Here is a 22,586-nt window from a genome sequence, read left to right on the forward strand (position 1 = left end):
GGCAGCCGACAACGATACCGCCCAGAGCCCACCGGATGCACCTCGGGCGCCGACGGTGGCGATTCAGCGGTCGGGGTGAACCTCTGCCAACGCCGCCCATCGAGGGTCGGGAGGGCGCTCCTCGGTCTCGGCGGGCCCGTCATCTGCATCGTCGGCGACGGTCACCGGGTGCCCCTCTGGATCGGGTCCGGCACAGTCCTCGCGACACAGCGGTGCCAGCGGCAACCCGAGAACCACGGCCGCTCGGACCGCCTCGGTGACGTCGATTCGATCGTCCTCGATCCCCAACTCGCCGTCCAGTGGGTAGGGCCGCGCCACCTCGTCGATCTCACCATTGGTCACCCCCGATACCGGCTCCAGGCAACGGCGGCACTCCCCCGTCCACTCCGCCTCCGCCGACCCGCCGATCACCACACCATCGGACAGCGCCTCCAACCGAAGCTTGACGCGTGCCTCGGTGCCGTCCACCAGCCGGGTGCCGATGACCTCGGCGCCGGCCAGTGCCACCTCGGCATCCACCTCGTCCACATTCCCCACCCGGCGTCGCAGCTCGGCGACGGGCACCAGCAGTCGGCGGGGAGCACCTCCGCGCGGGCCGGAGGCACCACAGTGGCCAGTGCTGCTACTGCTACTGCTGCTGCTCACGCTCAGCGTCCATCGCGTCCTGGTCGAAGAACAGCGCCTCCGACAGCGAATCCTCCTCGTCAGGCGCCAGCGCCGCCTCGGCCAGCGAAGTGGCCGACAGCTTCTGGCGCCCGGCGCCAACCGCTCGCGTGATTCGCTCCAGCACGATCTCGAAGCTGGCCAGCTTCTGGTCGCAATAGTCCTCCACCTCGTGATGCATACGCCGGGCCTCGGCCTCAGCGTCCTCGGTGACCTTGCGTGCACGGCTCTCAGCGGTCTTCACCACCTCGGTGCGCTGCACCATGTGGGCCACTCGGGCCTTGGCATCCGAGATGATCTCCTCGCCATCACGCCGGGTCTTCGCCAGGAACTCGTCGCGTTCCTTCAGCAGCCAGCGGGCGGCACGCAGTTCGTCTGGCAGTCGGGCAACGGCATCGTCCAACAGCTCCAGAATCTCTTCCTTGTTGATGCGAACCGAGGCCGACATCGGCAGGCCGGGGGCCCCTTCGATCAGGTCGACAACCCGGCGCAGCAACTGTTCGGTGCGCGGCATTGTGTACCCCGCGGTGTCCAGGGGCTCGTCGGCGAAGTCGACGTTGAGGTCCTCGACCGGGGCCTCCTCCACGTAGTCGCCGGCCGAGTACGCCTGGTACTCGCCGGAGGCCAGTGGCCTGGTGTCATAGCCGTCGTCATCCCGATAATCGTCGTCAAAACTCACGCCGTCGGTCATGTGGGGTTCTCCTCGTTCGAATCGGCGAATTTGTGCTGGAGCGCCTCGGCAACCGCCGGGGGCACCATCGCCGTGATATCGCCACTGAAGCGGGCGATCTCTCGGATCAGTTTGGATGCCAGGAATGAATGTGAGCTGGCGGATGGGATGAACAGGGTGTCCACGCCAGAGATGGTGGTGTTGGTCTGGGCCATCTGCAGCTCGGATTCAAAATCCGAAACGGCACGCAGCCCCTTCACAATGAAGTCGGCCTTCACCTCTCGTGCCAGGTCCACCACCAGGCTGGAGAAGCTGGTGACCGACACGTTGTCGAGGTGATCCAGGCTGGCCTCGATCAGTGCGCTCCGCTCGGCCAGGTCGAACAGCCCCGAGTGCTTCTGGGGGTTGTACAGGGTGGCGACCACCACCCGATCAAAGAGCCGGGAGGCGGTTTCGACGATCTCCACGTGTCCGTTGTGGATGGGATCGAACGAGCCGGGATAGAGCACCGTGGTCACGACGGCGAGGCTAGCTGCGCTGGGTGCCCGGATGCGGAGCAGGGCGCTCGGATGCGGTGCAGGGTGCTGAGCGAGGTCTCACAGCCGATGCTTCACGGAGCATCTCGGTAGAGCACCGACACCCAGGTACCGCCGTAGCGGCGGGCCCGCTGAAGCGTCCACCCCTTGGGGGCCTCGGTCTCCACGTCTCGTTCCACAACCGCCCACTCGGTGGTCAAAGCCGCCCACAGCCGATCCCACCCGTCCCACGCGTAAGGCGGGTCGAGGAGCGCCACATCCCAGGTTCGGGTCGTCGATTCGAGAAAGGCGAGCGCCTCAGCGCGCACCACCTCGGCCGGCTCGGTCAGCCCGACGGTGGCCAGGTTGGCCCGCACCACCCGCACGGCCCTGGCGTCCCGTTCGACGAACGTCAGCTCGCTTGCGCCCCTGGACAGCGCTTCGATACCGAGCGCACCGCTGCCAGCGAACAGGTCGACCATAGTGGCGTCCTGCACCAGACCCAGGGAACCCAACGAGTTGAAGGTGGCTTCGCGCACCCGGTCGCCCGTCGGGCGGGTTCCCGACCCGGGTGGCGCCTCCAGGCGGCGACCCGCCGCAGACCCAGCGACCACCCTCATGCGCGCTCCCCCAAGGCTCGATCAGCGTGAGGGTCGGTAACCAGCAGGGTCAGGGCCACCCAGGCGACGGTCGGGTCGGTCTCGGATGGCTCAACCAAACGCTTCAGGGGGACCGTCGGCGCCAGGGCGGCCAGCAACCGATCCTCTTGATGCTCCAATATCCCCGCCACGATGACCGTGCCACCCCCGGCGGCCATTCGTCGCACCGACGGGGCCACCGACTCGTGCTCGCCAATCAGCAGGTTGGCCAGCACCAACCGGGCGGCCTCACCTTCCGGGGCATCCAGCTTGGCAACATCGGTTCCCGCCCAACGCACCCGATCGGCCACCCCGTTGGCGGCGGCGTTTGCCAGGCCCACCCGCTCGCCGGCCGGGTCCAACTCCACCAACCGCACCACGCCCGCACCCAGCAAAGCGGCGGCGATGCCGAGCACGCCGGAACCGCTGCCGACATCGATCACTTCGTCCGGCACCACCAGCGGAACGCCGACTTTCGCACCGTCGAATCGTGCTGAGAGCAGTTCCAGAGCCATACGCGTGCTCTGGTGCGAGCCCGAGCCGAATACGGCGCCCGGGTCGATCACCAGGTCGATTGCCGCTTCGGTGGTTTCATCACCCGACGTTGGCTCCACCCACGGCGGTCGCACCACAAACGGTCCGACCGTCCACTCCCGGGCATGTTCACGCCACCCGTCCAGCCCGACATCGAGGGCCACGGTCGTCAACGAGATCTCAGTGGCACCCATCCCACGTAACGCCTTCACCAGGCGCTCGATCGCCCGGTCGGGGGGCGGATCAAGCCAGCTGATCACCCATTCGGTGACGCCAGGGTCGGCCGCCTGTTCCGAGATCCCGTCTGGCAGGATCAGGTTCTCGATCAACCCGCCCCACACCAGAGCTTCAACGCCGTCACCGCGCTCGTCGGCCAGCCTCAGGCTCAGTTGCACCGGGGTGGGTCCGGTCAGGTCACACATGGGCGTCCATGGTCCCAGAACGCCGACGTCACGGCCGAACCACCGCGCACCGACAACCGGCCGGGGAGCACTCCCCGGGCACCGCTCCCCCGCAGGATGGCTGCGAGGCCTCGGTCCAGGTGGAAGGATTCGGCCCGTGGCCTTTGGACAATCACCCGGCCCTCCAGCGGGACAGCGTCAGGTGAACCGGCTGTTGGAGCTGCTCAACGAGGCGGGTCACAGCGACTTCCGTGACGCACGCGGGCCGCTCGACCTCACCCAGCGTCAGGCCGCGGGAAGGTTCACCCGCGGCGAGGCGGACGCCTTGATCGAGCTGTTGGAGACCGAGTTGGAGCAGCAACGATCTGACGCGACGGACGCCGGTCCGAGTCCCGAGCCACACGGAAGCAACGAAATCGCATCTTCGACGACCGCAACGCCCACAGCACCAAGACGCATCTCACGCGACGAGCGCCGGGCCAAAGAGGCGCAGCGAACGCTGCGCGACGTGAGCGACGAGGTGTTGGCCACCGAGTTGCAGCGGCGCGGCTGGGTGGTCATGGAGCCATGATCGCCAACATCGTCTTGGTGGTTGTCGGGGCCGTGTTGGTACTGGTGGCGTTCACCGACCTGGTGAACACCCTGGTGACGACGTCGTCCTCCACGTCCCGCTTCGCCGACCGGTGGCCCTCCCGCGTCGTTGCCAAGATTGGGTTCCGTCTCGTCCGCGCCATGGCGGAGCGCATACCTCAGGACAGGCCGATTCGAGAGCGCCTACTCGCCACGTATGGCCCTTTCCTGCTGCTGGTGTTGTTGACCCTGTGGGTATCCCTCCAGGTCGTGGGCTTCGGCATGATCTGGGCAGGCGTTGGCGGCGTGAAGGGTGTCGACTCGGTACTGAGCTCGATCTACTACTCCGGGGTCTCGTTCTTTACCATCGGCTTCGGCGATGCCGTTCCGGTCGAGTTTGTTTCCCGTTTCGGCGTTTTGGTCGAGGGCTTCGCAGGCGTGGTGACCACGGCGCTCGTCATCGGCTATCTGCCGACGCTGTATGGCGCGTACTCCGACCGGGAACAAATTTTGATGACCATCGACGATGGCTCCGGCGACCGCATCACCCCAACCAGCTTGATGAAGGCGTGGGCACCCGACGGCGACCCGGCCAAGCTCGACGCCCGCTTTGCCGAGTGGGAGCGCTGGGCCGCTGCCGTCGCCGAGACCCACGGTTCGGCACCCATGCTGCGCCTGTTCCGCAGCCACGACCGACGGCAAAACTGGATCACCGCTCTGGGTTTGCTTTCGGACGTCGCCGTGCAGTCGCAAATGGTCGTTGGTGCATCCAACGGGTCGTCGTACTGGTTTCTGCGGCGGGCCGAGACGCTCTTTCGCCAGATGACCGTTCGAGCAGACCTGGGGCCCTGGCGTGCCGAGACGCGTCTGACCCCGGTGGAGCGCGACCTGATGTTTCGGGAACTCTACGACGAGCTTGAGCAGCACGGCTTCGAGCTGTTGCCCTACGACCTGTGCGTCGAGGAGGGGACCAAGCTGCGAGCCATGTACGCCCCGTCCATGGAGTTCCTCATCGATACGATGCTGTGTCCGCGAGGGTTCTGGGCCCCACAAAGCATGGTGCAGCCCATGCCGAGCCCCGACAGACCATGAACCTCGAATCGGTTCTTCCGATGCCCTGGCTTCATCACAGCAACCCATTTTCGTAGTACGGTAGGTTCATGTGGAAATCCACAGCTCGGCAGGTCGCCAAGGAGTATCTACCGCCGAGATGTTGCATGCGTTCGACCACTCGGTGCTGGGCGATGACCTCGGCGAAGTCCCGGACCGGTGGCTCGTCATCGGACCGGACTGGGCGGCGAACCTGCTTGAGATCATCGTACTCATTACATCCACAGGTGAGCAGATGATCATTCATGCCATGCGACTCCGCGCAACCCACCGAATACTGCTCGACTCATGACAGATCGCAACTACGGACACACCGAGTCAGGCGCTCCCATCACCGACCAAATGATCGAACGGCTGGCAGACGAAGCGGAAGCCGGCTTTGACGTCGATGAGATCCTTGCTCGCCGGGGCAAGCGCGGGCGCCCGCGACTCGGGTCGGCGCCGTCGACGGTCGAGTCCGTGAGACTCGACCCCCAGTTGAAGCAGCGGCTCGCAACCCGCGCCAAGGACGAAGGGGTGCCGGTCTCCGAAGTGATCCGCGAAGCGCTCCGCCAACACCTTTCCGCAAGTTGACCATCCCCGGCACATTGAGGCATCGAACCAACCTCCATCGAGCGGCGAGACGCGAAAGAATGACCGAGTGAATCGAACGGTGCACCCATCACTCACAGCCGATGATGTGGTTGATCCCACCAGGTTGGACGGCGCTACAGCGCAGGCGGTGGTGACCGAGTTGATCATGATCTACGACGCCGACGGCGGCCTACGGGGCGAGTTGGCCTACGGCTGGGGCAAGCTGCGCCGCACCGCCCACTGCTCGCTTTGCTCGATCACCCACGGCCTCGTCAGGGAACGACGGTCGTGGGCAGATTGGCGCTGCAGCGTGCCGGTGCCGGTCGAGGCGCTGCATCGCAACGAGCGGTCCCCCGAGGTGGAGGAGATCACCGGCGACCGCACCCCGTGTGTGCTCGCATGCGTCGACGGAGCGTGGGTCTTCGTCCTGGGTCCCGGCGAGTTGGACGCCTGCGACGGCGACGTCGATGTGTTCGCCAACGTCCTCGCCGCCTCGCTCGAGCGAGTGGAGTTGTCCTTCCCGGACGGCTCCTGAGGTGCCGAGGGCGGCTCCGTGCCGGTTTCGATAGCAGCTTCGGATCGCCCAGCGAAGCGAAAGCACGCGTCGGATCACGTCACCTGCTTCATGACGGCAAACCCAAGAGTGGAGCTGGAATTGCAAGGGGTTTGGGGATCGTCAGCGACGGACCCTCACCTCCTGCTGCGTAGCCGTATTCGTGGTTCGGGTTGAGCGTGAACAGCTATGGTCACCGGTTATGGGACGAAGCGTTGTGGGTCGGGTAGTTACTGGTTGGTTGTTGTTGATTGGAGCGGTGGTCTTGGGGCTACCGGGAAGTGTCGAGGCCGCATCGGCCCAGAGCCCACCGGCCCAAATCAGCAGTGCACCAGAACCCGGACCCGGCGGCATTTGTGTGTCTCCCGGACCGCACGGGTTCTCCGACGTGCCATCGAACTCCTACTACAACCTGGCAGTCGGCTGGCTGGTGGAAGCCGGGATCACCTCCGGTGTCGCACCCGGCAAATTCGCGCCGACCGCAACGGTCACCCGAGGCCAGATGGCCGTGTTCCTATGGGCCTCAGCAGGTTCACCGCAACCAGCCGGAGGCCACAGCTTCACCGACGTCAAACCGGGCGTCTATTACGAACAGGCGGTTATCTGGCTGGTCGGCGAAGGAATCACCTCCGGTGTCGCACCGGGCAAATTCGCGCCGTCCGCGAAGGTCACCCGCGCACAGATGGCGGTGTTCTTGTGGGCCGCAGCAGGTTCACCAAGCGTGGAAGGCACCCACGACTTCACAGACCTGAACGCAGGCTCCTATTACGAGGGGCCGGTCACCTGGCTGGTCGGCGAAGGAATCACCTCCGGTGTCGCACCGGGCAAATACGGCCCGACCCGGCCCGTCACCAGAGCCCAAGTGGCCGTGTTCCTCCACGCCTCCGCGTGCACAAAAGCGCCTGTGGGCACCTCGATAGCAGCCGGAGACAGCTCCTCGTGCGTGTTGAACGATGACCAGACGGTTGCGTGCTGGGGGCTCAACGCTGAGGGACAACTGGGGGATGGGACCACCACCAACCGCCTGGCGCCAACTCAGGTTCCGGGCCTGACCTCGACCATTTCGCTCACGGCCGGTAGATCGCACTCTTGCGCCTTGAAGGCACACGGCACTGTGGCCTGCTGGGGAAGTAACGACAGCGGTCAGTTGGGGGATGGCACCACCACCAACCGGCTGGAACCAACCCTTGTGCTCGGCCTCTCGGGAGTGCTGGCAATTGACGCCGGCGACTCCCACACTTGCGCCGTGAAACGCGATGCCAAGGTGGCTTGCTGGGGCTTCAACTACTATGGCCAGTTGGGAGATGGCACCACGACAAACCGACTGACACCAACTCCGGTGGTCGGCCTCTCCGGCGTCTCCGCAACCGCTCTTGGCTCTGGACATTCTTGTGCCCTGAAAGACGACGGGCAAGTGGCCTGCTGGGGCGGCAACTACAACGGACAACTAGGAGATGGCACCACTACAAGCCGACTGACACCAACTCCGGTGGCAGGCCTCACTGAGGTCCTCACGATTGCCGCCGGGGCACGGCATTCATGTGCCCTCAACGTCGAGGGAACGGTGGCGTGTTGGGGGGACAACGATCGTGGCCAGTTAGGCGACGGGACAACGGCCGAGTCGCTAACGCCAACGCCGCTGGCAGGCATGTCGGGGATGACCGGACTCGCCCTCGGCAGTCAGCACTCGTGCGCCTCCAAGCAGAATGGGGGGATGGCCTGCTGGGGCGACAACGGCTTTGGTCAAATTGGTGATGGCACCTGGACTAATGATCGCCTGACACCTGCAACCGTCGTTGGATTGTCTGAGTTCTCAGAGTTGACCGCTGGTGAATCCCACTCGTGTGTCCTCAAGATCGACGGAACAAAGGTCTGTTGGGGGGGAAACGAGTTCGGGCAGTTGGGTGAAGGGACCACGATCTTTCGTTTAAAGCCACCGGTGTGGCTGACAGGAGTTGCTTCCATCGCCACGGCCGGGCATCAGTCGTGTGCTTTGAAGATCAACAGTACCGTTGCTTGCTGGGGATCAGGGACGCTCGGAGTCGAGCGTGCGGCAGTTCCCATCGATGGATTGTCGGGAGTTACGGCAATCACGGCAGGGTGGTCATCCATGTCTCAACTCGCCCACTTCTGCGCACTAATCGACAACGGAGCTGTGGCGTGTTGGGGGGACAACAATTGGGGCCAATTGGGTGATGGCAGCCAAATCAAGAAATGGACACCATCACTGGTGGTCGGGCTCTCTGACGCTACTGCGATCACCGCAGGTGAAAGCCACAGCTGCGCACTCAAAGAGACGGGCACGGTAGCCTGCTGGGGCCTCAACGATGGCGGCCATATTGGAGACGGCACCTATGCCACCAGTCCGCGGTTAACAGCAACGAGTGTGGTTACGCTTTCCGATGTTCGAGCAATTACTGCTGGTTCTGACCATACCTGTGCGCTGAAAGCAACTGGCACGGTAGCCTGTTGGGGACTCAATCAAAACGGGCAACTCGGAAATGGGACCATCCCAGACCCCGTGGGGGTGAGTGGCAGCGGGACTCCCGTGTCAGTTTCGGGCCTGTCAGGAGTGACGATGATCGATGCCGGCAGGAACCAAACCTGCGCAGTACTCGACACGGGCACCGTTGAATGCTGGGGGACGTCTGGCTCTATATTTGGTAGCACTCCGGTGCCGGAACCCGTGCCAGTGATCAACTTAACAGGAGCCACTTCAGTAGCTGCTGGAGGTAATCATTCCTGCGCGTTGCAAGGTGATGGTAACCCGGCGTGCTGGGGGTGGAACGGCGACGGTCAGCTGGGCGATGGATCCACCAACCCTCGGTCGGTCCCGGCACCGGTAGATGCGCTGCACGGAGTGCAATCCATCGATTCGGGAATTGACCATTCTTGTGCACTTAAAGTCGATGGCTCAGTAGCCTGTTGGGGAAACAATCTCTGGGGTCAGCTCGGCGTCGGAGATCTCTGGGGTTCTCCACAGTGGTCTCCAACGCTCGCTGTAGAGTCCTAACGCTGCGAAGCCGTTCGGGACGAGGTCACAGTTGAGCCTTCCACAGACGCCACTCTCCAGAATCATCTCAAGCACCGCGAAAACCTAAAGCCTGCTCCTTCCTGCCGAAAGCAATCGCTGACATGGCGCGCTTCCACGGCAGACGCTTATGGTCACCGGTTATGGGACGAAGTGTTGTGGGTCGGGTAGTTACTGGTTGGCTGTTGTTGGTTGGAGCGGTGGTGTTGGGGCTACCGGGAAGTGTCGAGGCCGCATCGGCCCAGAGCCCACCGGCCCAAATCAGCAGTGCACCAGAACCTCCCCTGCGTGCAGCTTGGAGATGACGACGGCCGCATTGGGCTGGTGCCACACGTGATCCACCGTCACTTCTGTGGGCACAGAGACTTCTGTGGGAACAGCACTGCTCGATGTGGCGCCGCTCGCCGGCACATCGGGGTCGACCACCCGACGGGGGGGCGTCGGACGAGCCGACCAACCAGTTCAACAGAACCGGCAGGCCGTAGGGTCGAGGCGGCTGAACGCATCGCCAAGCTGGCGGACGACATCGAGCAAGGCTCACTGCAACCTCCAACCTTGGTGCCAGAACAGATACCCGAAACCGTTCTGAGAAATTCAAGACTCCTTCCCGAGATCGGCGTAGACCGCCCCTAACTGTCACAGGCCTCCTTCATACTGGGATACATGTTCGATGAGGCGGAATCGACTAAGGGCGATGGCACCCCGGCCGACCGTTCGCGGGCTGATACCGACCATTCGACGGCGCTGACCGCGCCGATGGCCGAGGTGGTCGAGTTGGCCACCCTGCGTCACCGCATCGATGTGCGCGAGGCCAAGTTGCTGGCCGACCTGGACGCCACTGGCGACACCATTGCCTACGCCGGACACCTGACGGGCCCGTGGCTGGCCAACAGCACCGGCATCGGCCGGGCGGATGCCAGACGGCGGGTGCGGGTGGCCGCCGAGCTGCGTGCCCACCACCCCCGCATCGCCGAGGCGTTCAAGGACGCACGGCTGGGTTGGCACCACGCTGCCGCGTGGAGCCGCCACGTCACGCCACTCCTCCGGGCTTTGATCGACGGCTACATCGACCCGCTCGTCGACCTGGCCCAGGTGGCTACCTACGACCGTTGGGTTCAAGAACTGCGTGGTGTGTGCGACCTGCTGAACCAGGACGGCAACCACGATCCCCTCGGCGACGCCGGCCGCAACCGGCTGCACCTCAACGAACTGCCCGGCGGGGTCACCCGGCTCTCCGGCGAGTTCGTCGGCGAACTCGCCCTGAAACTCCGGGCTCACCTCGAAGCGGTCACCGATGAATTGATGTTGCAGTATCACCGAGCCTCCGAGGAGGCCGGAGGCGACCTGACCGTCGCCCCATCCCGCCCTCAAGCACGCGCCGAGGGCCTCGTCGAGCTGTGCGAACGGGCTGCCGGGGTAGACCTCGATGCCACCAAGGCGCCCGAACCCGAGGTGGTTGTGCACTTCAACGCCGACAGCGGCGAACTACGCGACACTCACAACGAACGGCTGGACCCACGGCTGATGCGCTGGCTGATCACCGCCGCCGTCATCCGGCCCCTGGAGACGTCCGGCAATGGCGACGCGCTGCGCATGGGCCGGGCTATCCGCTACGCCAACCGGCACATGCGCCGGGCGCTGACCGTGCGCGACGGGGGCTGCATCTTCCCGGGCTGCGACCGGCCCGCCTCCTGGTGCGACGCCCACCACGTCGACGTGTGGGACAACGGTGGCCCCACCGACATCGATAACCTTGCACTCGTTTGCAGATTTCATCATCGGCTGACCCACCGGCCCGGCTGGACCATGCGCCGTCGCCAGCTACCGGATGACCCCAGCCTGGTGCTCTTCGAATGGCAGACCCCATACGGGCACACCGTGCACAGCCAACGCTGCGGCGTGCGCACAGGGGCGCCGCCCGAAGTGTCGGCCGCGTAAGCGGCCGCCCCGGAACCGACCACTTCCAACCAAATCGGTACCTTCCACCCGGGATGGGCGCTTCGGCGCGTCGATGCCCAATCAGCCTGGGAGTTGCCTGCCTCTCGGCCCGGTCAGACGCTCCAAGGTGGCGGCGAACCGGAGAACCGCCAGAGGAACACGGCCATCTGGCCACGGGGGATATCGTTGGTCGGGCTGAACTTCGTGACCGTCGTGCCGCTGGTGATTCCCTCACCGACCGCCCAGGTCATCGCACACTCGTAGTACGCATTGGCGGGCACGTCGGTGAACGGATGATCGGAGCAGTCGTCCACCGGCGGCGACTCCGCCAACCTGTACAAGAACGTCACCATCTGGCCCCGCTTCACCTTGCCCAACGGGGCAAACCTGGTAGCGCCTACTCCCCCGGTGACCCCCGCATCGGACGCCCACGTCACCGCACACTCGTAGAACGCGCCACTGGGCACATCGGTGAATGGATTGTCCGAACAGTCGTCCACCGGCGGCGAACCCGCCACCTTGTACAGGAACAACGCCATTTGCCCACGGGTCAACTTGGCATTGGGCGAGTACTTGCCAGGCGACGTCCCTGCGGTGATGCCAGCACGCACCAGCCATGCCACCGCACACTCGTAGAACACTCCGTCAGCCACGTCGGTGAAGTCGTGGTAGCGCGAGCAGCCCTGGCCCATCTCAGCATCGATGTTGGGTGTCGTGTTAGGTGCGGTGACGCTGACCGGGGTTGCATCGATGCTGTTGATGGCATCATCGAAATACTCCGCACCGTAGGTACCGGACCAGTCGAAGAATTCAACCGTGTGACTTCCGGTCACGAGCTGGACGATCGTGTACTCACCGTTGGAATCCGTGTACCCGCACTGCTGGAAGTCGCTGCTGTCAGTCTCGGCGCACACCTGAATGTCTTCAAGCGGATCATGAGTCACCTCGTCGGTGACGGTGCCGGTGATCAACCCGCCCAATTTGAGTGCGGCGTCGATGTTGGGTGTGGTATTTGGCGCAGTAACCGCCACCGGCGTGGCCGAGTCTCCGACAAAGACGCCATCGAAGTACTCTCGCAGGAACCTGTCGTCCGACGCATCGAAGCTGACGGTGTAGCTCCCGGTGGGCAGCCCAGTGACTTCGTAGGTGCCGTTACTGGTGTAGCTGCATTGATAATCGGTTCCATCGCCGTTCTCGGCGCAGATCTCAACGTCTCCAAGCGGGTCGCCTGAAGCCTCCTCGGTGACCTCACCCGAAATCACGCCGCCCACGGCCAAACCGGCATCGATATTGGGCGTCGAGTTCGGGGCCGTCACGCTCACTGCTGTTGCCAGGTCGGCATTGATCACGTCATCGAAGTACTCGTTGATGTGGATTGCCGTGTAGTCATAAAAAGCGACGGTGTAGTCGCCGGTCGGCAGGCCCGTGATGGCATAGGTGCCATCTGGGGCGGTCCCTGCACACAGACTGGCGTCGTCGTTGTCGGCGCACACCTGGACGTATTCGAGCGGGTCGCCCGACCCGTCCTCGGTGACCGTGCCGGCGATCACTCCGCCCACGGCCAGCCCTGCATTGATGTTGGGCGTCAGGTCTGGGGCGGTCACGCTTACCGGGGTGGCCGATTCGTAGTCGGTCACGTCATCGTAGAACTCGCCCAGATAGACCTGGCCGGGATCGTGAATGTTGACCAGGAAATCGCCGGACGGCAGACCGGAGATGACGTAGGTACCGTCAGTCTCGGTACTGGAACACCGGTAGAAGCCTCCAGCGTCATCGAAGGCGCAAACTTCAATGTCTTCGAGCGGATCACCGGACACATCGCCGACGACAGTGCCGGAGATGGAGCCCCCCTTCGTCAGGGCGGCGTCGATGTTGGGAGCCACGTCCGGTGCGGTCACCCCCACCATGGTTGCGGTTTCGTACGTGGCATCGTCGAAGTACTCGTCCAGGTACTGGTCCTGGTCGTCGTCGAAGGAGACCCGATAGGACCCGGTCGCCAGGGTGCCGATCGCGTAGGTACCATCCGCAGCGGTGGACGTGCATCCGTAACCTTCACCCGTTTCCTCTGAGGCGCAGACGCTGATGTCTTCCAGCGGATCACCGGTGCCATCCTCGGTGACGGTGCCCGAAATCGACCCGCCCCGACTCAACCCTGCGTCGATTCCAGTGGCGTCAGCGGCCGCCGCAATCACAACCGGGGTGGCCGAGTCGTAGTTGGCGGCATCGTCGAAGTACTCGCGGAGGTACGTCCCCGCGAAGTCCTGAAAATCAACCCTGTAGCTATCGTCGGGTAGCGGACCGATGCTGTAGGTGCCATCTGCCGCCGTGTCAGCACATGAGGAGTAGTCGGTGTTGACGCCCGAGGCGCACACCTGAATGTTCTCGAGTGGGTCGCCGGAACCTTCCTCGGTCACCGTTCCGGCGATGGAACCGCCGGTGGAAAGGCCGGCATTGATGCCTGCTGTGGTGTCCGGCGCAGTGACCCCAACCAGCGTGGCTGCGTCGTACTGCACGACGTCGTCGAAGTATTCATCGAGGTGGGTGGCGGAGTAGTCGGTGAACTGAACCCGGTAGTTGCCGCTCGGAAGACCACCAACGGTGTAGCTGCCATCGGCCGCCGTGCCGGTGCACGAATAGGCGTTCACGTCCTCACCCGCGGCACAGACGCTGATGGCGTCAAGCGGGTCGCCGGAGCCGTCTTCGGTGACCGTGCCCGAAATGGAACCACCGGTTGCGAGCCCTGCGTCGATGCCGGCAGTGAGGTTCGGCGCTGTGACGCTCACCGGGGTGGCAGAGTCGGAATCGGTGACATCATCGAAGAACTCGTCGACGTGGATGCCATCGAAGTCACTGAAGGTCACTGTGTAATTGCCCGTCGCCAGCCCACTGATGGTGTAGGTACCGTCGTTGGCCGTGGTAGCGCAGTTGTAAGCGCCGTTGTCCACGCCGTCAGCGCACACGTAGATGTCCTGGAGGGGGTCGCCCGTGCCGTCCTCGGTCACGGTGCCGGAGATGGAACCGGCCAGGCCAAGTGAAGCGTCGATGTTGGCGGTTTCGTTGGGCACCGTGGTGGTGACCGGGGTGGCCAGGTCGAAATCGGTGACATCATCAAAGAACTCGTTGATGTGAGCGCCGGTGAAGTCTGAGAAACCAACGGTGAAGTTGCCCGATGGAAGTCCGCCGACGCTGTAGGTGCCGTCGACGCCCGAATAGTCACATTCGTAAACGTTGGCCTGGTCGAAGACGCAGACATACACGTTCTCAAGTGGGTCGCCCGAGCCGTCCTCGGTGACCGTGCCCGAAACGGAGGCTCCGCTCCCAAGTGCGGCATCGACGCCGGGTGTGGTGGCATGAGGCGTGACGCTGACCGGGGTGGCAGAGTCGTAGTCGAAGACGTCGTCGAAGTACTCGTTGACGTAGATGCCATCGAAGTCGGCGAAGGTAACTGTGTAATTGCCGGCCGCCAGCCGACTGATGGTGTAGGTACCGTCATTGGCCGTGATAACGCAGTTGAAACCGCTATTGTCCCCGCTCGCGCAGACCCGAACGTCGGCCAAGGGAGCGCCGCCGTCTTCGGCGGTCACCGTGCCGCTGATGGACCCGCTTGGTGCGAGCCCGGCGTCAATACCCGACGTGGCGTTGGGGTCGGTCACGCTCACCAAGGAGGCCGCGTCGAAGTCGGTCACGTTGTCGAAGTACTCGCTGATGTACGGACCACCGGAATCGCTGAAGGCAACCACGTAGTCGTCCGATGGAAGACCGGCGAGGGTGTAGGTGCCATCGATGGTGCTGGTGAGCACGCAGAAGTACACGCTGTAGTCAGCGTTGTGGGCGCAAACATTGATGCTGCCGATCGGGTCAGCAGTGTCGTCAGCAGTAACAGTGCCGCTGATACTGCCCGACCCTGCGACAGCCGGAGCCTGGCCCGGCGCCGGTCGGCTGGGAGCCGCGTCCCTTTGGGGCGGCTCGCCTGGCTGGGTGGGCAGTGCGCCTGGCTGGGTGGGCAGTGCGCCTGGCTGGGTGGGCAGTGCGCCTGGCTGGGTGGGCAGTGCGCCGGAGTTGGTCGGACCAGCCGTGCTGGGCGTTCCGCCCTGGGTTGTGGGCTGGGTCCGCGGATCGGTAGGGGTTGCAGGCGGTGCGACGGGTGCCGTAGTCGGGCCGGGCTCGGGCACCGTCGCTGCGGTCACCGGTGGGTCCAAGGGAGTCGGTGACGTGACACCTGGGTCGGGAGACTGTTGACCACCACCGCCTTGAACCTTGACCGTGGTTTCGGGCTGCCCCGGCGACAGCGAAGCCGCATCCGAAGGCACCTCAGAACTCGGAGAAGCACTCACGGGGACGAAGTCGTCCACGCTCTGATCGAGGCCTGCTACCGCCTTGGTCTGCGCTCCCACCGACGGAGCTTGTAACCCCACCAAGGAGGCAATCAGCAAAACTGAGACAAGTGCACGCTTCATAGAAACTCCCCCGAAAGACTCTCAGACCACTTCTTAGCCGGCATTCAATCACCGTTGGTGAGCCTTGTCCACCCAATGTGACCGGAGCGTCTGAGTTTGCGGCTCAACCTTGAATTTGGTTGATGAAATGAGATTCATAAGGGGACCGCCCGAGTTCATCCCAGCTCAAGCCGTCTCCCGAGCGGCCATCTTGAAAGAGGCAGCGACCGACGAGGGAGAGCGATCCAGCTACGGGTGAGCACCACCACCGGCCGCACCTTGTCGCCCTCCAAGTCCGCTCACCAGATCCGCCCCTGACCGACCTCGATCCCAAAGCCGGCCGAACCTGCCTACCCCGACGCTCGGCGGCCAGCCGGAGAATCTCTTCTGGCACCTCGCCGTCGTGGGGCAACTCGTCATGCGGGTCACCCGGCGCGTCCCCCATGTTCAGAACAGGATCGACCTCATATGGAAACAGTGCCAAGGAGGCGACCTCATGATCAATCGTGCTTTGTCGGACGAACAGGTCGAGGGCCCGGTCGAAGCGCTCCGAGTCGCGAAGGTCGGGCTGCGCCCTGAGCCTTCTCAAGCTGACCTGCATCCACCGTGGCAGAGATCCGCGCACGCGGCATGCCACGTACCATGCCATCACCCCTTCATGAGGTAGCCGACCTCGTCCTGACCGAGGATGAGGTCGACCTCGTCGGCGAGACCACCGAGGTCGGCGAGCGAGCCCGCCTGGGCGAGCAGGTCGGTGGCCACCGCCCGGGCCTTGACCACCCACTCGCGGTCACGTCGGAGCGAGGCCAGGCGCAGGTCGTTGCGGCCCTTCTGGCGCTCTCCCATCAGCGTGCCCTCGCCCCGGAGGTCCAGGTCCACCTCGGCCAGCTCGAATCCATCGGTCGTTCGCACCATCGCCGAGATCCGCTGTTCGCCATCGTCGGAAGGCTCTGCGGACACCAGCCAACACGACGACTTTGCGGTGCCGCGCCCCACCCGGCCCCGCAACTGATGCAACTGGGCGATGCCGAAGCGGTCGGCGTCGAGGATGACCATGACAGTGGCGTTGGGAACGTCGACTCCCACCTCGATCACGGTGGTGGCGACCAACACGTCCAGCTCGCCGGCCCGGAACGCCGCCATGGTGGCGTCGCCCTCATCGGCGACAACCCGGCCGTGCAACAGCCCCAGCCGCAGACCCTCCAACTCGCCGGCCGCCAACTCTTCCCGGGTGGTCTCGGCCGAGGCCACCTCCAGCTTCTCGGACTCTTCCACCAGCGGGCACACCACGTAGGCCTGACGCCCGGCGGCCACCTCGTCACGCACCTGCTGCCAGACGACCTCGACCTCAAGCGGGGTTTGCGCCCAGTGGGTGACGATCGGCGTGCGACCCGGAGGCAGTTCGTCCAGGGTGGACACGTCCAGATCGCCGTACACGGTCATGGCTGCGGTGCGGGGAATGGGCGTGGCGGTCATGACCAGCAGGTCCGGCTGGTTGTCGCCCTCCCCCACCTCGGTCAGCGCGGCCCGCTGATCGACCCCGAAACGGTGCTGCTCGTCCACCACCGCCACGCCGAGGGAGGCGAAATCCACCCCCTCGGAGATCAGCGAGTGGGTGCCGACCGCCAGGTCGATCTCGCCAGAGGCCAGCTGGGCCAGCACCATTCGGCGCTGCGGCGCCGACAGGCGACTGCTCAGCAGCGCCACGTGCAGCGGCCGTTCGCCCAACAGCGTGTCGGGCGCCGGGACGACGAAGCCATCGAGCAGCTCGGCGATGCCCCGATGGTGTTGCTCGGCGAGCACCTCGGTGGGCGCCATCAGCGCCCCCTGGTGTCCGCCCTGCACTGCGGCCAGCAGCGCTGCCACCGCCACCAGTGTCTTGCCCGAGCCGACGTCGCCCTGAAGCAGGCGGTGCATGGCCGAGCGACACTCGAGGTCCGCCATGATCTCGTCGATCGCCCGCGCCTGGGCGCCGGTGAGGGGGAATGGCAACCCGGTGAGGAAGCGGTCGACCAGCTCGGGAGAGACTGCCTCGGAGGCCCGCTGTCCCACGGCGTGCACCACCCCGGTGACGGTGGCCTCCCGCTCGGCCTTGGCCGCCACCAGGGCCAGTTGCACACGCAGAAGCTCATCAAACACCAGCCTCGACCTGGCCTTGGTCATGTGGCCCATCGACTCGGGAGCGTGAATGGCCGCCATCGCATCCTGGCGTCCGATCAAGTCGTGAGCGTCCAGCACCGTCACCGGCACCGGATCGGCCAGGCCCCGGGGCGCAATTCGACGCAACGACTCGGCCACCCAGTCGGCCAACTCCCAGGTGCTCAGCTTGGCCTTCTCGGACTGCGGGTAGATCGGCAGGATCCGCCCGGTGCGATCGCCCACCAGGTCGACCACCGGGTTGGTCAGTTGCCGGGCGCCCCGAAACTCGTCGACCTTTCCGTAAAACACCGCCCTGGTGCCGATGGGCAGTTGGCGCTCCCGCCAGCCCTGGTTGAAGAACGTGACCTTCATCGTGCCACTGCCGTCGGTGACCCGCGCCTCCACCATGGCCCGACCGCCCCGCACCCGACGGCTCGAGATGGACTGCACCTCACCGACGAACATGCCTTCCTCGCCCGGCGCCAGATCGGCGATCCGGGCCTCTCGGGTGCGGTCGACATAACGGCGCGGGTAGTGGAACAGCAGGTCGAGCACCGAGTGAATGCCAAGGACCGCCAGCCCATCGCGCTTCTTGCCGCCAACGCCCTTGAGGCGCTCCACACCAAGCGCATCCAGCTCACGCAGTGAGATCGGAGAGTGCTGGGAGCTGGGGCCGGCCGCGGTCACTCCTCTATGCTGACACCTCGCAGTGGAGCACCGACCGCCGGCCACGTTGCGCACGGCCCCGCCTCACCGGTTAGCCTGATCTGCTGCGTTGCGTCGGCTTTCGTCTCGTGCCCGGCGCCTCCCCCAACCCGTAAGGATCTTGCCATGGCCAGTGTCTGCGAAATCTGCAACAAGAAGCCCAGCTTCGGCATGTCGGTGTCGCACTCGCATCGCCGCACCCGTCGCCGCTGGAACCCGAACATCCAGCGGGTCCGGGCCGTGATCAACGGCTCCACCAAGCGCATCGACGTCTGCACCGGCTGCCTCAAAGCCGGCAAGGTCACCAAGCCCCCGGCCCGCAACTGGCAGCCAGAGTCGGCCTGATTCCGGCTGTGCCGTTCGGCGTTGCTCAGCGCCGAATTGGCGCTTGTGAAAAGTTTGCGTTGTAGGGTTATCCTCGCCCCACTCGCATGGCGTTGATCGTCACACGGGAACCTCTGAGGAACGGAGCCCACACGTTGCAAGGTGTGATCAAGAGCTACGACCCATCCACCGGTGACGGCAGCGTCATCAGCGACAGCACGCTCGCTGAATACGACCTGGCGACCGACGCGCTCGACGGCTCACTGTTCCGCATGCTGCGGCAGGGCCAGCGCGTCGTTTTTGAGGTGACCGACGGACCACCCGGCGCCGCTCACCCGGCGAAGGTTGCCACCACGGTTCGCCTGGGCTCGGAGATCGACATGGGTACGCCCGGGTTTCCCGACTCGGAACACCTTCCGGGGCCTGCCCCGGAGACGCGCACAATCCGACACGAAGGAGGCCTGTCCTGATGGCGGGTACGACGACCAACCAAAAGCTGCTCGATTGGGTTGAGGAGTGGCGAGAGATCCTCCAGCCCGATGCCGTCGAATGGTGTGACGGCTCCGAGGAGGAGTACGACCGACTCGCCCAACTGCTGGTCGACGAGGGCGTCTTCACCAAGCTCGATGAGGCCAAGCGACCCAACAGTTACCTGGCCCTCTCCGATCCCGACGACGTCGCCCGAGTTGAGGATCGCACGTTCATCTCGTGTGAGAAGGAAATCGACGCCGGACCCACCAACCACTGGCGCGAGCCCTCCGAGTTGAAGGCCGAAATGCTCGACCTGTACCGGGGTTCGATGACGGGCCGCACCATGTATGTGGTGCCGTTCTCGATGGGCCCCCTTGGATCCCCCATCGCCCACATCGGCGTTGAGTTGACCGACTCGGCCTACGTGGCCACCAACATGCGCATCATGACCCGGATGGGCCAGGGCGCACTCGACGTGCTGGGATCCGACGGTCAGTTTGTGCCCGCCATCCACTCGGTGGGTTACCCGCTGGTCGACGCCGACGGCAAGGAGCGCCCCGACGTCACCTGGCCCTGCAACGAGACCAAGTACATCAGCCACTTCCCCGAAACCTCCGAGATCTGGTCGTACGGCTCCGGCTACGGCGGCAACGCCCTGCTGGGCAAGAAGTGCTTTGCGCTGCGCATCGCATCCACCATGGGCCGCGACCAGGGCTGGATGGCCGAGCACATGCTGATCCTGGGTCTCACCTCGCCCGAGGGCGAGAAGACCTACATCGCCGCGGCCTTCCCGTCGGCGTGCGGCAAGACCAACATGGCGATGCTCGTCCCAACCCTGCCCGGGTGGACGGTGGAGACCGTTGGCGATGACATCGCCTGGATGAAGTTCGACGACGAGGGTCGCCTCCGGGCGATCAACCCCGAGGCGGGCTTCTTTGGCGTCGCACCCGGCACCTCGGACGAGACCAACTTCAACGCCATGGCGTCGTTGGCGAGCAACTCGATCTTCACCAACGTGGCCCTCACCGACGATGGTGACGTGTGGTGGGAAGAGATGTCCGAAGAGGCACCGGCGCACCTGATGGACTGGAAGGGCAACGACTGGACGCCCGACTCCGGCACCAAGGCCGCCCACCCCAACGCCCGGTTCACCTCCCCGGCCTCGCAATGCCCGTCGATCTCAGCCGATTGGGAGAGCCCGGAGGGCGTGCCGATCTCCGCCATACTCTTCGGCGGACGCCGGGCCACCAATGTGCCCCTGGTGACCCAGAGCTTCGACTGGCAACACGGCGTGTTCCAAGGTTCGATCATGAGCTCGGAGAAGACCGCAGCCGCGGCCGGCAAGGTTGGCGACGTCCGGTTTGATCCCTTCGCCATGTTGCCGTTCATGGGCTACAACGTGGGCGACTACTTCAACCACTGGCTGGAGATCGGCAAGGCGACCGACGCCGACAAGTTGCCCAAGCTGTTCTGGGTCAACTGGTTCCGCAAGGACGACGACGGCTCCTTCATGTGGCCGGGCTTTGGTGAGAACTCCCGGGTGCTCAAGTGGGTCGTCGAGCGACTCGCAGGCACCGCTGACGCTGACGAGACCGCCATCGGTCACGTGCCGACGATCGACTCGCTCGATCTCTCCGGACTCGACCTTGATGACGAGACGATGGGCAAGATCCTCGAGGTCGACAACGAGGCGTGGCGCGACGAGGTCGAGCTGATCCGCGGCCATTACGAGTTCATCGGCGAGCGTCTGCCCGAGGAGATGGCCAACGAGCTGTCCGACTTGGAAAAGCGCCTGGCCAACTGAGCCGGTCGGCGTCACGGCGCCGTCAGCCATGTGAGCACGGCCCGGGCCCCAGGCCCGGACCGTTTCGCGTGGTACCACTTTGGAGGTCGCTCTTCGGCCGCCAACCAACTTGCATAGTGTCAATCGAATCCGGTCGAGCCCGTCTCGACACGATGACGAAACGGGGATCCATGCCTTCCGTCAGCACGTTGATCGAACACCTCGGTGAGTTCAACCCGCGCATGCACCTCGCCGAGACTCCACCAGCGGAGGCGATCCACCAGATCGACGCAGGTATCCATCCCTCGTCGCAGGTGATCCCAGGATCCGGTGAGACCGAGATCGCCCGCTACCTCTTCACCGGGGGAATCCTCTCAGCGGTCTCACAGAACAGCGGCATGCCGATGCGCCTGTTACCCGAGGCCGAGGCTCCGGACGTCCAACTCATTCCGTTCGTCTCCGGTGAGGGCGTCGTCGTCGTGACCGACCGTCGCCTGCTGGGCCAGATGAACGGTGAGAGCCCGTTGAGCGACAAAATCGATGAGCACGCCGACGGCCACCTGTACTTCTCGATGGGTTACGAGGACGTGAACTCCATCTCGATCAGCCAGGAACCATCGCCCATCGGGGCGGTCAAGCAACGTCGCGTCAACGTACAAGGTCTCGAAGTTCTGGGGGCGCTCGGAGTGGAGGTGTTCGCCGCCGTGACGCTGGGCGACGGTGACGTCACCCAGTCGACGCTCAGAAGCGGGCGGCCCTTCTTCGACCAGGTGGTCCTGGCCGCGGCAACCTATCGAATGGGCCTCGACCCCAACGCGGCCGACCAGGAGCAACTCCGGCGGGTCGTGTCCGGCCTGTACTCCACCGAGGATGGCGAACTCGTCGCCGACCTGATCGCCGAACGTGAGTAGCGCCGAGGGGGTGCGCTGAACCTTGCGTCGTGAAACTAGTCACAAACAGGAAAGTTGATGTCCCAACACTCAACTTTCGTGGCATACTGACCATCGTCAACACCGACGGTCCAGTCCGCAGCGACTGCCACAACAGGAGGCCACATCATGCTCACTACTTGGGATCCCTTCCGAGACGTCGAGCGGCTGTTCGAGGTCGACCCCCGAACCCGCTCGATCCCTGCGCCCTTCGATGCCGTTCGCACCAGCGACGAGGTGGTACTCACCTACGATTTGCCCGGTTTCCGAGCCGACGACGTCGATGTCACCGTCGAGAACCACGTGCTCACCCTGACCGCCCGCCGAACCCAGGACGAGTTGCCCGAGGGCGCTCAACGTCTGGTGAACGAGCGGCGTTTCGGAACCGTGCGCCGTCAGGTCACCTTGTCGGACACGCTGGACGGCCAGAGCGTGAGCGCCAACTTCGACAACGGCGTGCTTGAGTTGCGCATCCCGGTGTCGGCCAAGGCCCAGGCCGTGAAAGTGCCGATCGGGGTTGGCACCACCAGCATCGAAGCCGAGGCGAGCTCGGCCGACGAGCCCGTCGGTGCTCCGGCGGGCTGATCCCTTCGTCCGAGGGAA

Annotated in this window: 19 protein-coding genes; 12 read left to right on the forward strand and 7 right to left on the reverse strand. The window is 64.7% G+C overall.

Going from position 1 to position 22,586, the window contains the following annotated elements; genetic code table 11:
• Nucleotides 1-63: 63 nt before the first annotated feature.
• The 5 genes from MPARV_RS24720 to MPARV_RS22660 all read right to left on the reverse strand — a co-directional run bounded on the left by MPARV_RS24720 (nt 64) and on the right by MPARV_RS22660 (nt 3,442).
• The gene (locus MPARV_RS24720; RefSeq protein WP_051011965.1) at nt 64-564 is read right to left on the reverse strand and encodes a YceD family protein; all 501 of its coding nucleotides are present in this window, start codon (nt 562-564) and stop codon (nt 64-66) included.
• Nucleotides 565-628: 64 nt separating this feature from the next.
• Nucleotides 629-1,354 carry an ATP synthase subunit B family protein gene (locus MPARV_RS24725; protein WP_012227524.1) on the reverse strand — a complete coding sequence of 242 codons (726 nt, stop codon included), beginning with the start codon at nt 1,352-1,354 and terminating at the stop codon, nt 629-631.
• Nucleotides 1,351-1,851 carry a pantetheine-phosphate adenylyltransferase gene (coaD, locus tag MPARV_RS0110120; protein WP_012227523.1) on the reverse strand — a complete coding sequence of 167 codons (501 nt, stop codon included), beginning with the start codon at nt 1,849-1,851 and terminating at the stop codon, nt 1,351-1,353. Before coaD ends, MPARV_RS24725 begins: the two co-directional genes overlap by 4 nt.
• A gap of 92 nt (nt 1,852-1,943) precedes the next feature.
• Complete coding sequence (gene rsmD / locus MPARV_RS0110125; RefSeq protein WP_020378150.1) at nt 1,944-2,468, reverse strand: 16S rRNA (guanine(966)-N(2))-methyltransferase RsmD; 525 nt, start codon at nt 2,466-2,468, stop codon at nt 1,944-1,946.
• A complete protein-coding gene (locus MPARV_RS22660; RefSeq protein ID WP_020378151.1) occupies nt 2,465-3,442 on the reverse strand; it encodes a 50S ribosomal protein L11 methyltransferase in 978 nt (325 codons plus the stop codon). The genes rsmD and MPARV_RS22660 overlap by 4 nt, the downstream gene beginning before the upstream one ends.
• A 136-nt stretch (nt 3,443-3,578) precedes the next feature.
• On the opposite strand from MPARV_RS22660, the gene MPARV_RS0110135 reads away from it, so the two are divergent.
• From MPARV_RS0110135 to MPARV_RS0110160, 7 genes are all read left to right on the forward strand, one after another.
• Complete coding sequence (locus tag MPARV_RS0110135; RefSeq protein WP_157789547.1) at nt 3,579-3,992, forward strand: hypothetical protein; 414 nt, start codon at nt 3,579-3,581, stop codon at nt 3,990-3,992.
• On the forward strand, nt 3,989-5,083 hold the full coding sequence (locus MPARV_RS0110140) for a potassium channel family protein (protein ID WP_012227518.1): 1,095 nt from the start codon (nt 3,989-3,991) through the stop codon (nt 5,081-5,083). Before MPARV_RS0110135 ends, MPARV_RS0110140 begins: the two co-directional genes overlap by 4 nt.
• Nucleotides 5,084-5,153: 70 nt before the next feature.
• The gene (locus MPARV_RS0110145) at nt 5,154-5,393 is read left to right on the forward strand and encodes a hypothetical protein (protein ID WP_012227511.1); all 240 of its coding nucleotides are present in this window, start codon (nt 5,154-5,156) and stop codon (nt 5,391-5,393) included.
• Complete coding sequence (locus tag MPARV_RS0110150) at nt 5,390-5,674, forward strand: ribbon-helix-helix domain-containing protein (RefSeq protein WP_012227509.1); 285 nt, start codon at nt 5,390-5,392, stop codon at nt 5,672-5,674. Before MPARV_RS0110145 ends, MPARV_RS0110150 begins: the two co-directional genes overlap by 4 nt.
• A gap of 67 nt (nt 5,675-5,741) precedes the next feature.
• Nucleotides 5,742-6,209 (forward strand): hypothetical protein, encoded by a 468-nt coding sequence (locus tag MPARV_RS0110155; protein WP_020378154.1) that lies wholly within the window; start codon nt 5,742-5,744, stop codon nt 6,207-6,209.
• Nucleotides 6,210-6,615: 406 nt separating this feature from the next.
• Complete coding sequence (locus MPARV_RS23600; protein WP_081582223.1) at nt 6,616-9,240, forward strand: RCC1 domain-containing protein; 2,625 nt, start codon at nt 6,616-6,618, stop codon at nt 9,238-9,240.
• A gap of 681 nt (nt 9,241-9,921) precedes the next feature.
• A complete protein-coding gene (locus MPARV_RS0110160; RefSeq protein ID WP_012227501.1) occupies nt 9,922-11,196 on the forward strand; it encodes an HNH endonuclease signature motif containing protein in 1,275 nt (424 codons plus the stop codon).
• A gap of 113 nt (nt 11,197-11,309) precedes the next feature.
• Here MPARV_RS0110160 and MPARV_RS0110165 read toward each other — a convergent pair whose 3' ends face one another.
• Nucleotides 11,310-15,383, reverse strand: coding sequence for a carboxypeptidase regulatory-like domain-containing protein (locus MPARV_RS0110165; RefSeq protein ID WP_157789548.1), 4,074 nt, complete (start codon nt 15,381-15,383; stop codon nt 11,310-11,312).
• An 897-nt stretch (nt 15,384-16,280) separates the two neighbouring features.
• Nucleotides 16,281-18,458 (reverse strand): ATP-dependent DNA helicase RecG, encoded by a 2,178-nt coding sequence (recG, locus tag MPARV_RS0110175; protein WP_020378158.1) that lies wholly within the window; start codon nt 18,456-18,458, stop codon nt 16,281-16,283.
• Nucleotides 18,459-18,602: 144 nt separating this feature from the next.
• Here recG and rpmB point away from each other — a divergent pair, with 144 nt between their 5' ends.
• The 5 genes from rpmB (at nt 18,603) to MPARV_RS0110200 (ending at nt 22,568) form a co-directional block, all read left to right on the forward strand.
• A complete protein-coding gene (gene rpmB / locus MPARV_RS0110180) occupies nt 18,603-18,821 on the forward strand; it encodes a 50S ribosomal protein L28 (protein ID WP_012223192.1) in 219 nt (72 codons plus the stop codon).
• 143 nt (nt 18,822-18,964) lie between these two features.
• Nucleotides 18,965-19,270, forward strand: a complete 306-nt coding sequence (locus MPARV_RS0110185) for a cold-shock protein (protein ID WP_155852219.1) — start codon at nt 18,965-18,967, stop codon at nt 19,268-19,270.
• Nucleotides 19,270-21,075, forward strand: a complete 1,806-nt coding sequence (locus MPARV_RS0110190; protein WP_012223190.1) for a phosphoenolpyruvate carboxykinase (GTP) — start codon at nt 19,270-19,272, stop codon at nt 21,073-21,075. Before MPARV_RS0110185 ends, MPARV_RS0110190 begins: the two co-directional genes overlap by 1 nt.
• Nucleotides 21,076-21,245: 170 nt before the next feature.
• Entirely contained in the window at nt 21,246-21,965 is a 720-nt protein-coding gene (locus tag MPARV_RS0110195) for a hypothetical protein (protein ID WP_012223189.1), read from the forward strand.
• Between the two features lie 147 nt (nt 21,966-22,112).
• Nucleotides 22,113-22,568, forward strand: coding sequence for an Hsp20/alpha crystallin family protein (locus tag MPARV_RS0110200; protein ID WP_012223187.1), 456 nt, complete (start codon nt 22,113-22,115; stop codon nt 22,566-22,568).
• Nucleotides 22,569-22,586: the final 18 nt, after the last annotated feature.

The sequence above is a fragment of the Candidatus Microthrix parvicella Bio17-1 genome, assembly GCF_000299415.1.
GTDB classification, from domain to species: Bacteria; Actinomycetota; Acidimicrobiia; order Acidimicrobiales; family Microtrichaceae; genus Microthrix; species Microthrix parvicella.

Coding starts and splice junctions, on each gene's coding strand:
- MPARV_RS24725 (WP_012227524.1), bottom strand. CDS start 1,354: ATGACCGACGGCGTGAGTTTTGACGACGATTATCGGGATGACGACGGC.
- rsmD (WP_020378150.1), bottom strand. CDS start 2,468: ATGAGGGTGGTCGCTGGGTCTGCGGCGGGTCGCCGCCTGGAGGCGCCA.
- MPARV_RS22660 (WP_020378151.1), bottom strand. CDS start 3,442: ATGTGTGACCTGACCGGACCCACCCCGGTGCAACTGAGCCTGAGGCTG.
- MPARV_RS0110140 (WP_012227518.1), top strand. CDS start 3,989: ATGATCGCCAACATCGTCTTGGTGGTTGTCGGGGCCGTGTTGGTACTG.
- MPARV_RS0110150 (WP_012227509.1), top strand. CDS start 5,390: ATGACAGATCGCAACTACGGACACACCGAGTCAGGCGCTCCCATCACC.
- MPARV_RS0110160 (WP_012227501.1), top strand. CDS start 9,922: ATGTTCGATGAGGCGGAATCGACTAAGGGCGATGGCACCCCGGCCGAC.
- rpmB (WP_012223192.1), top strand. CDS start 18,603: ATGGCCAGTGTCTGCGAAATCTGCAACAAGAAGCCCAGCTTCGGCATG.
- MPARV_RS0110190 (WP_012223190.1), top strand. CDS start 19,270: ATGGCGGGTACGACGACCAACCAAAAGCTGCTCGATTGGGTTGAGGAG.
- MPARV_RS0110195 (WP_012223189.1), top strand. CDS start 21,246: ATGCCTTCCGTCAGCACGTTGATCGAACACCTCGGTGAGTTCAACCCG.
- MPARV_RS0110200 (WP_012223187.1), top strand. CDS start 22,113: ATGCTCACTACTTGGGATCCCTTCCGAGACGTCGAGCGGCTGTTCGAG.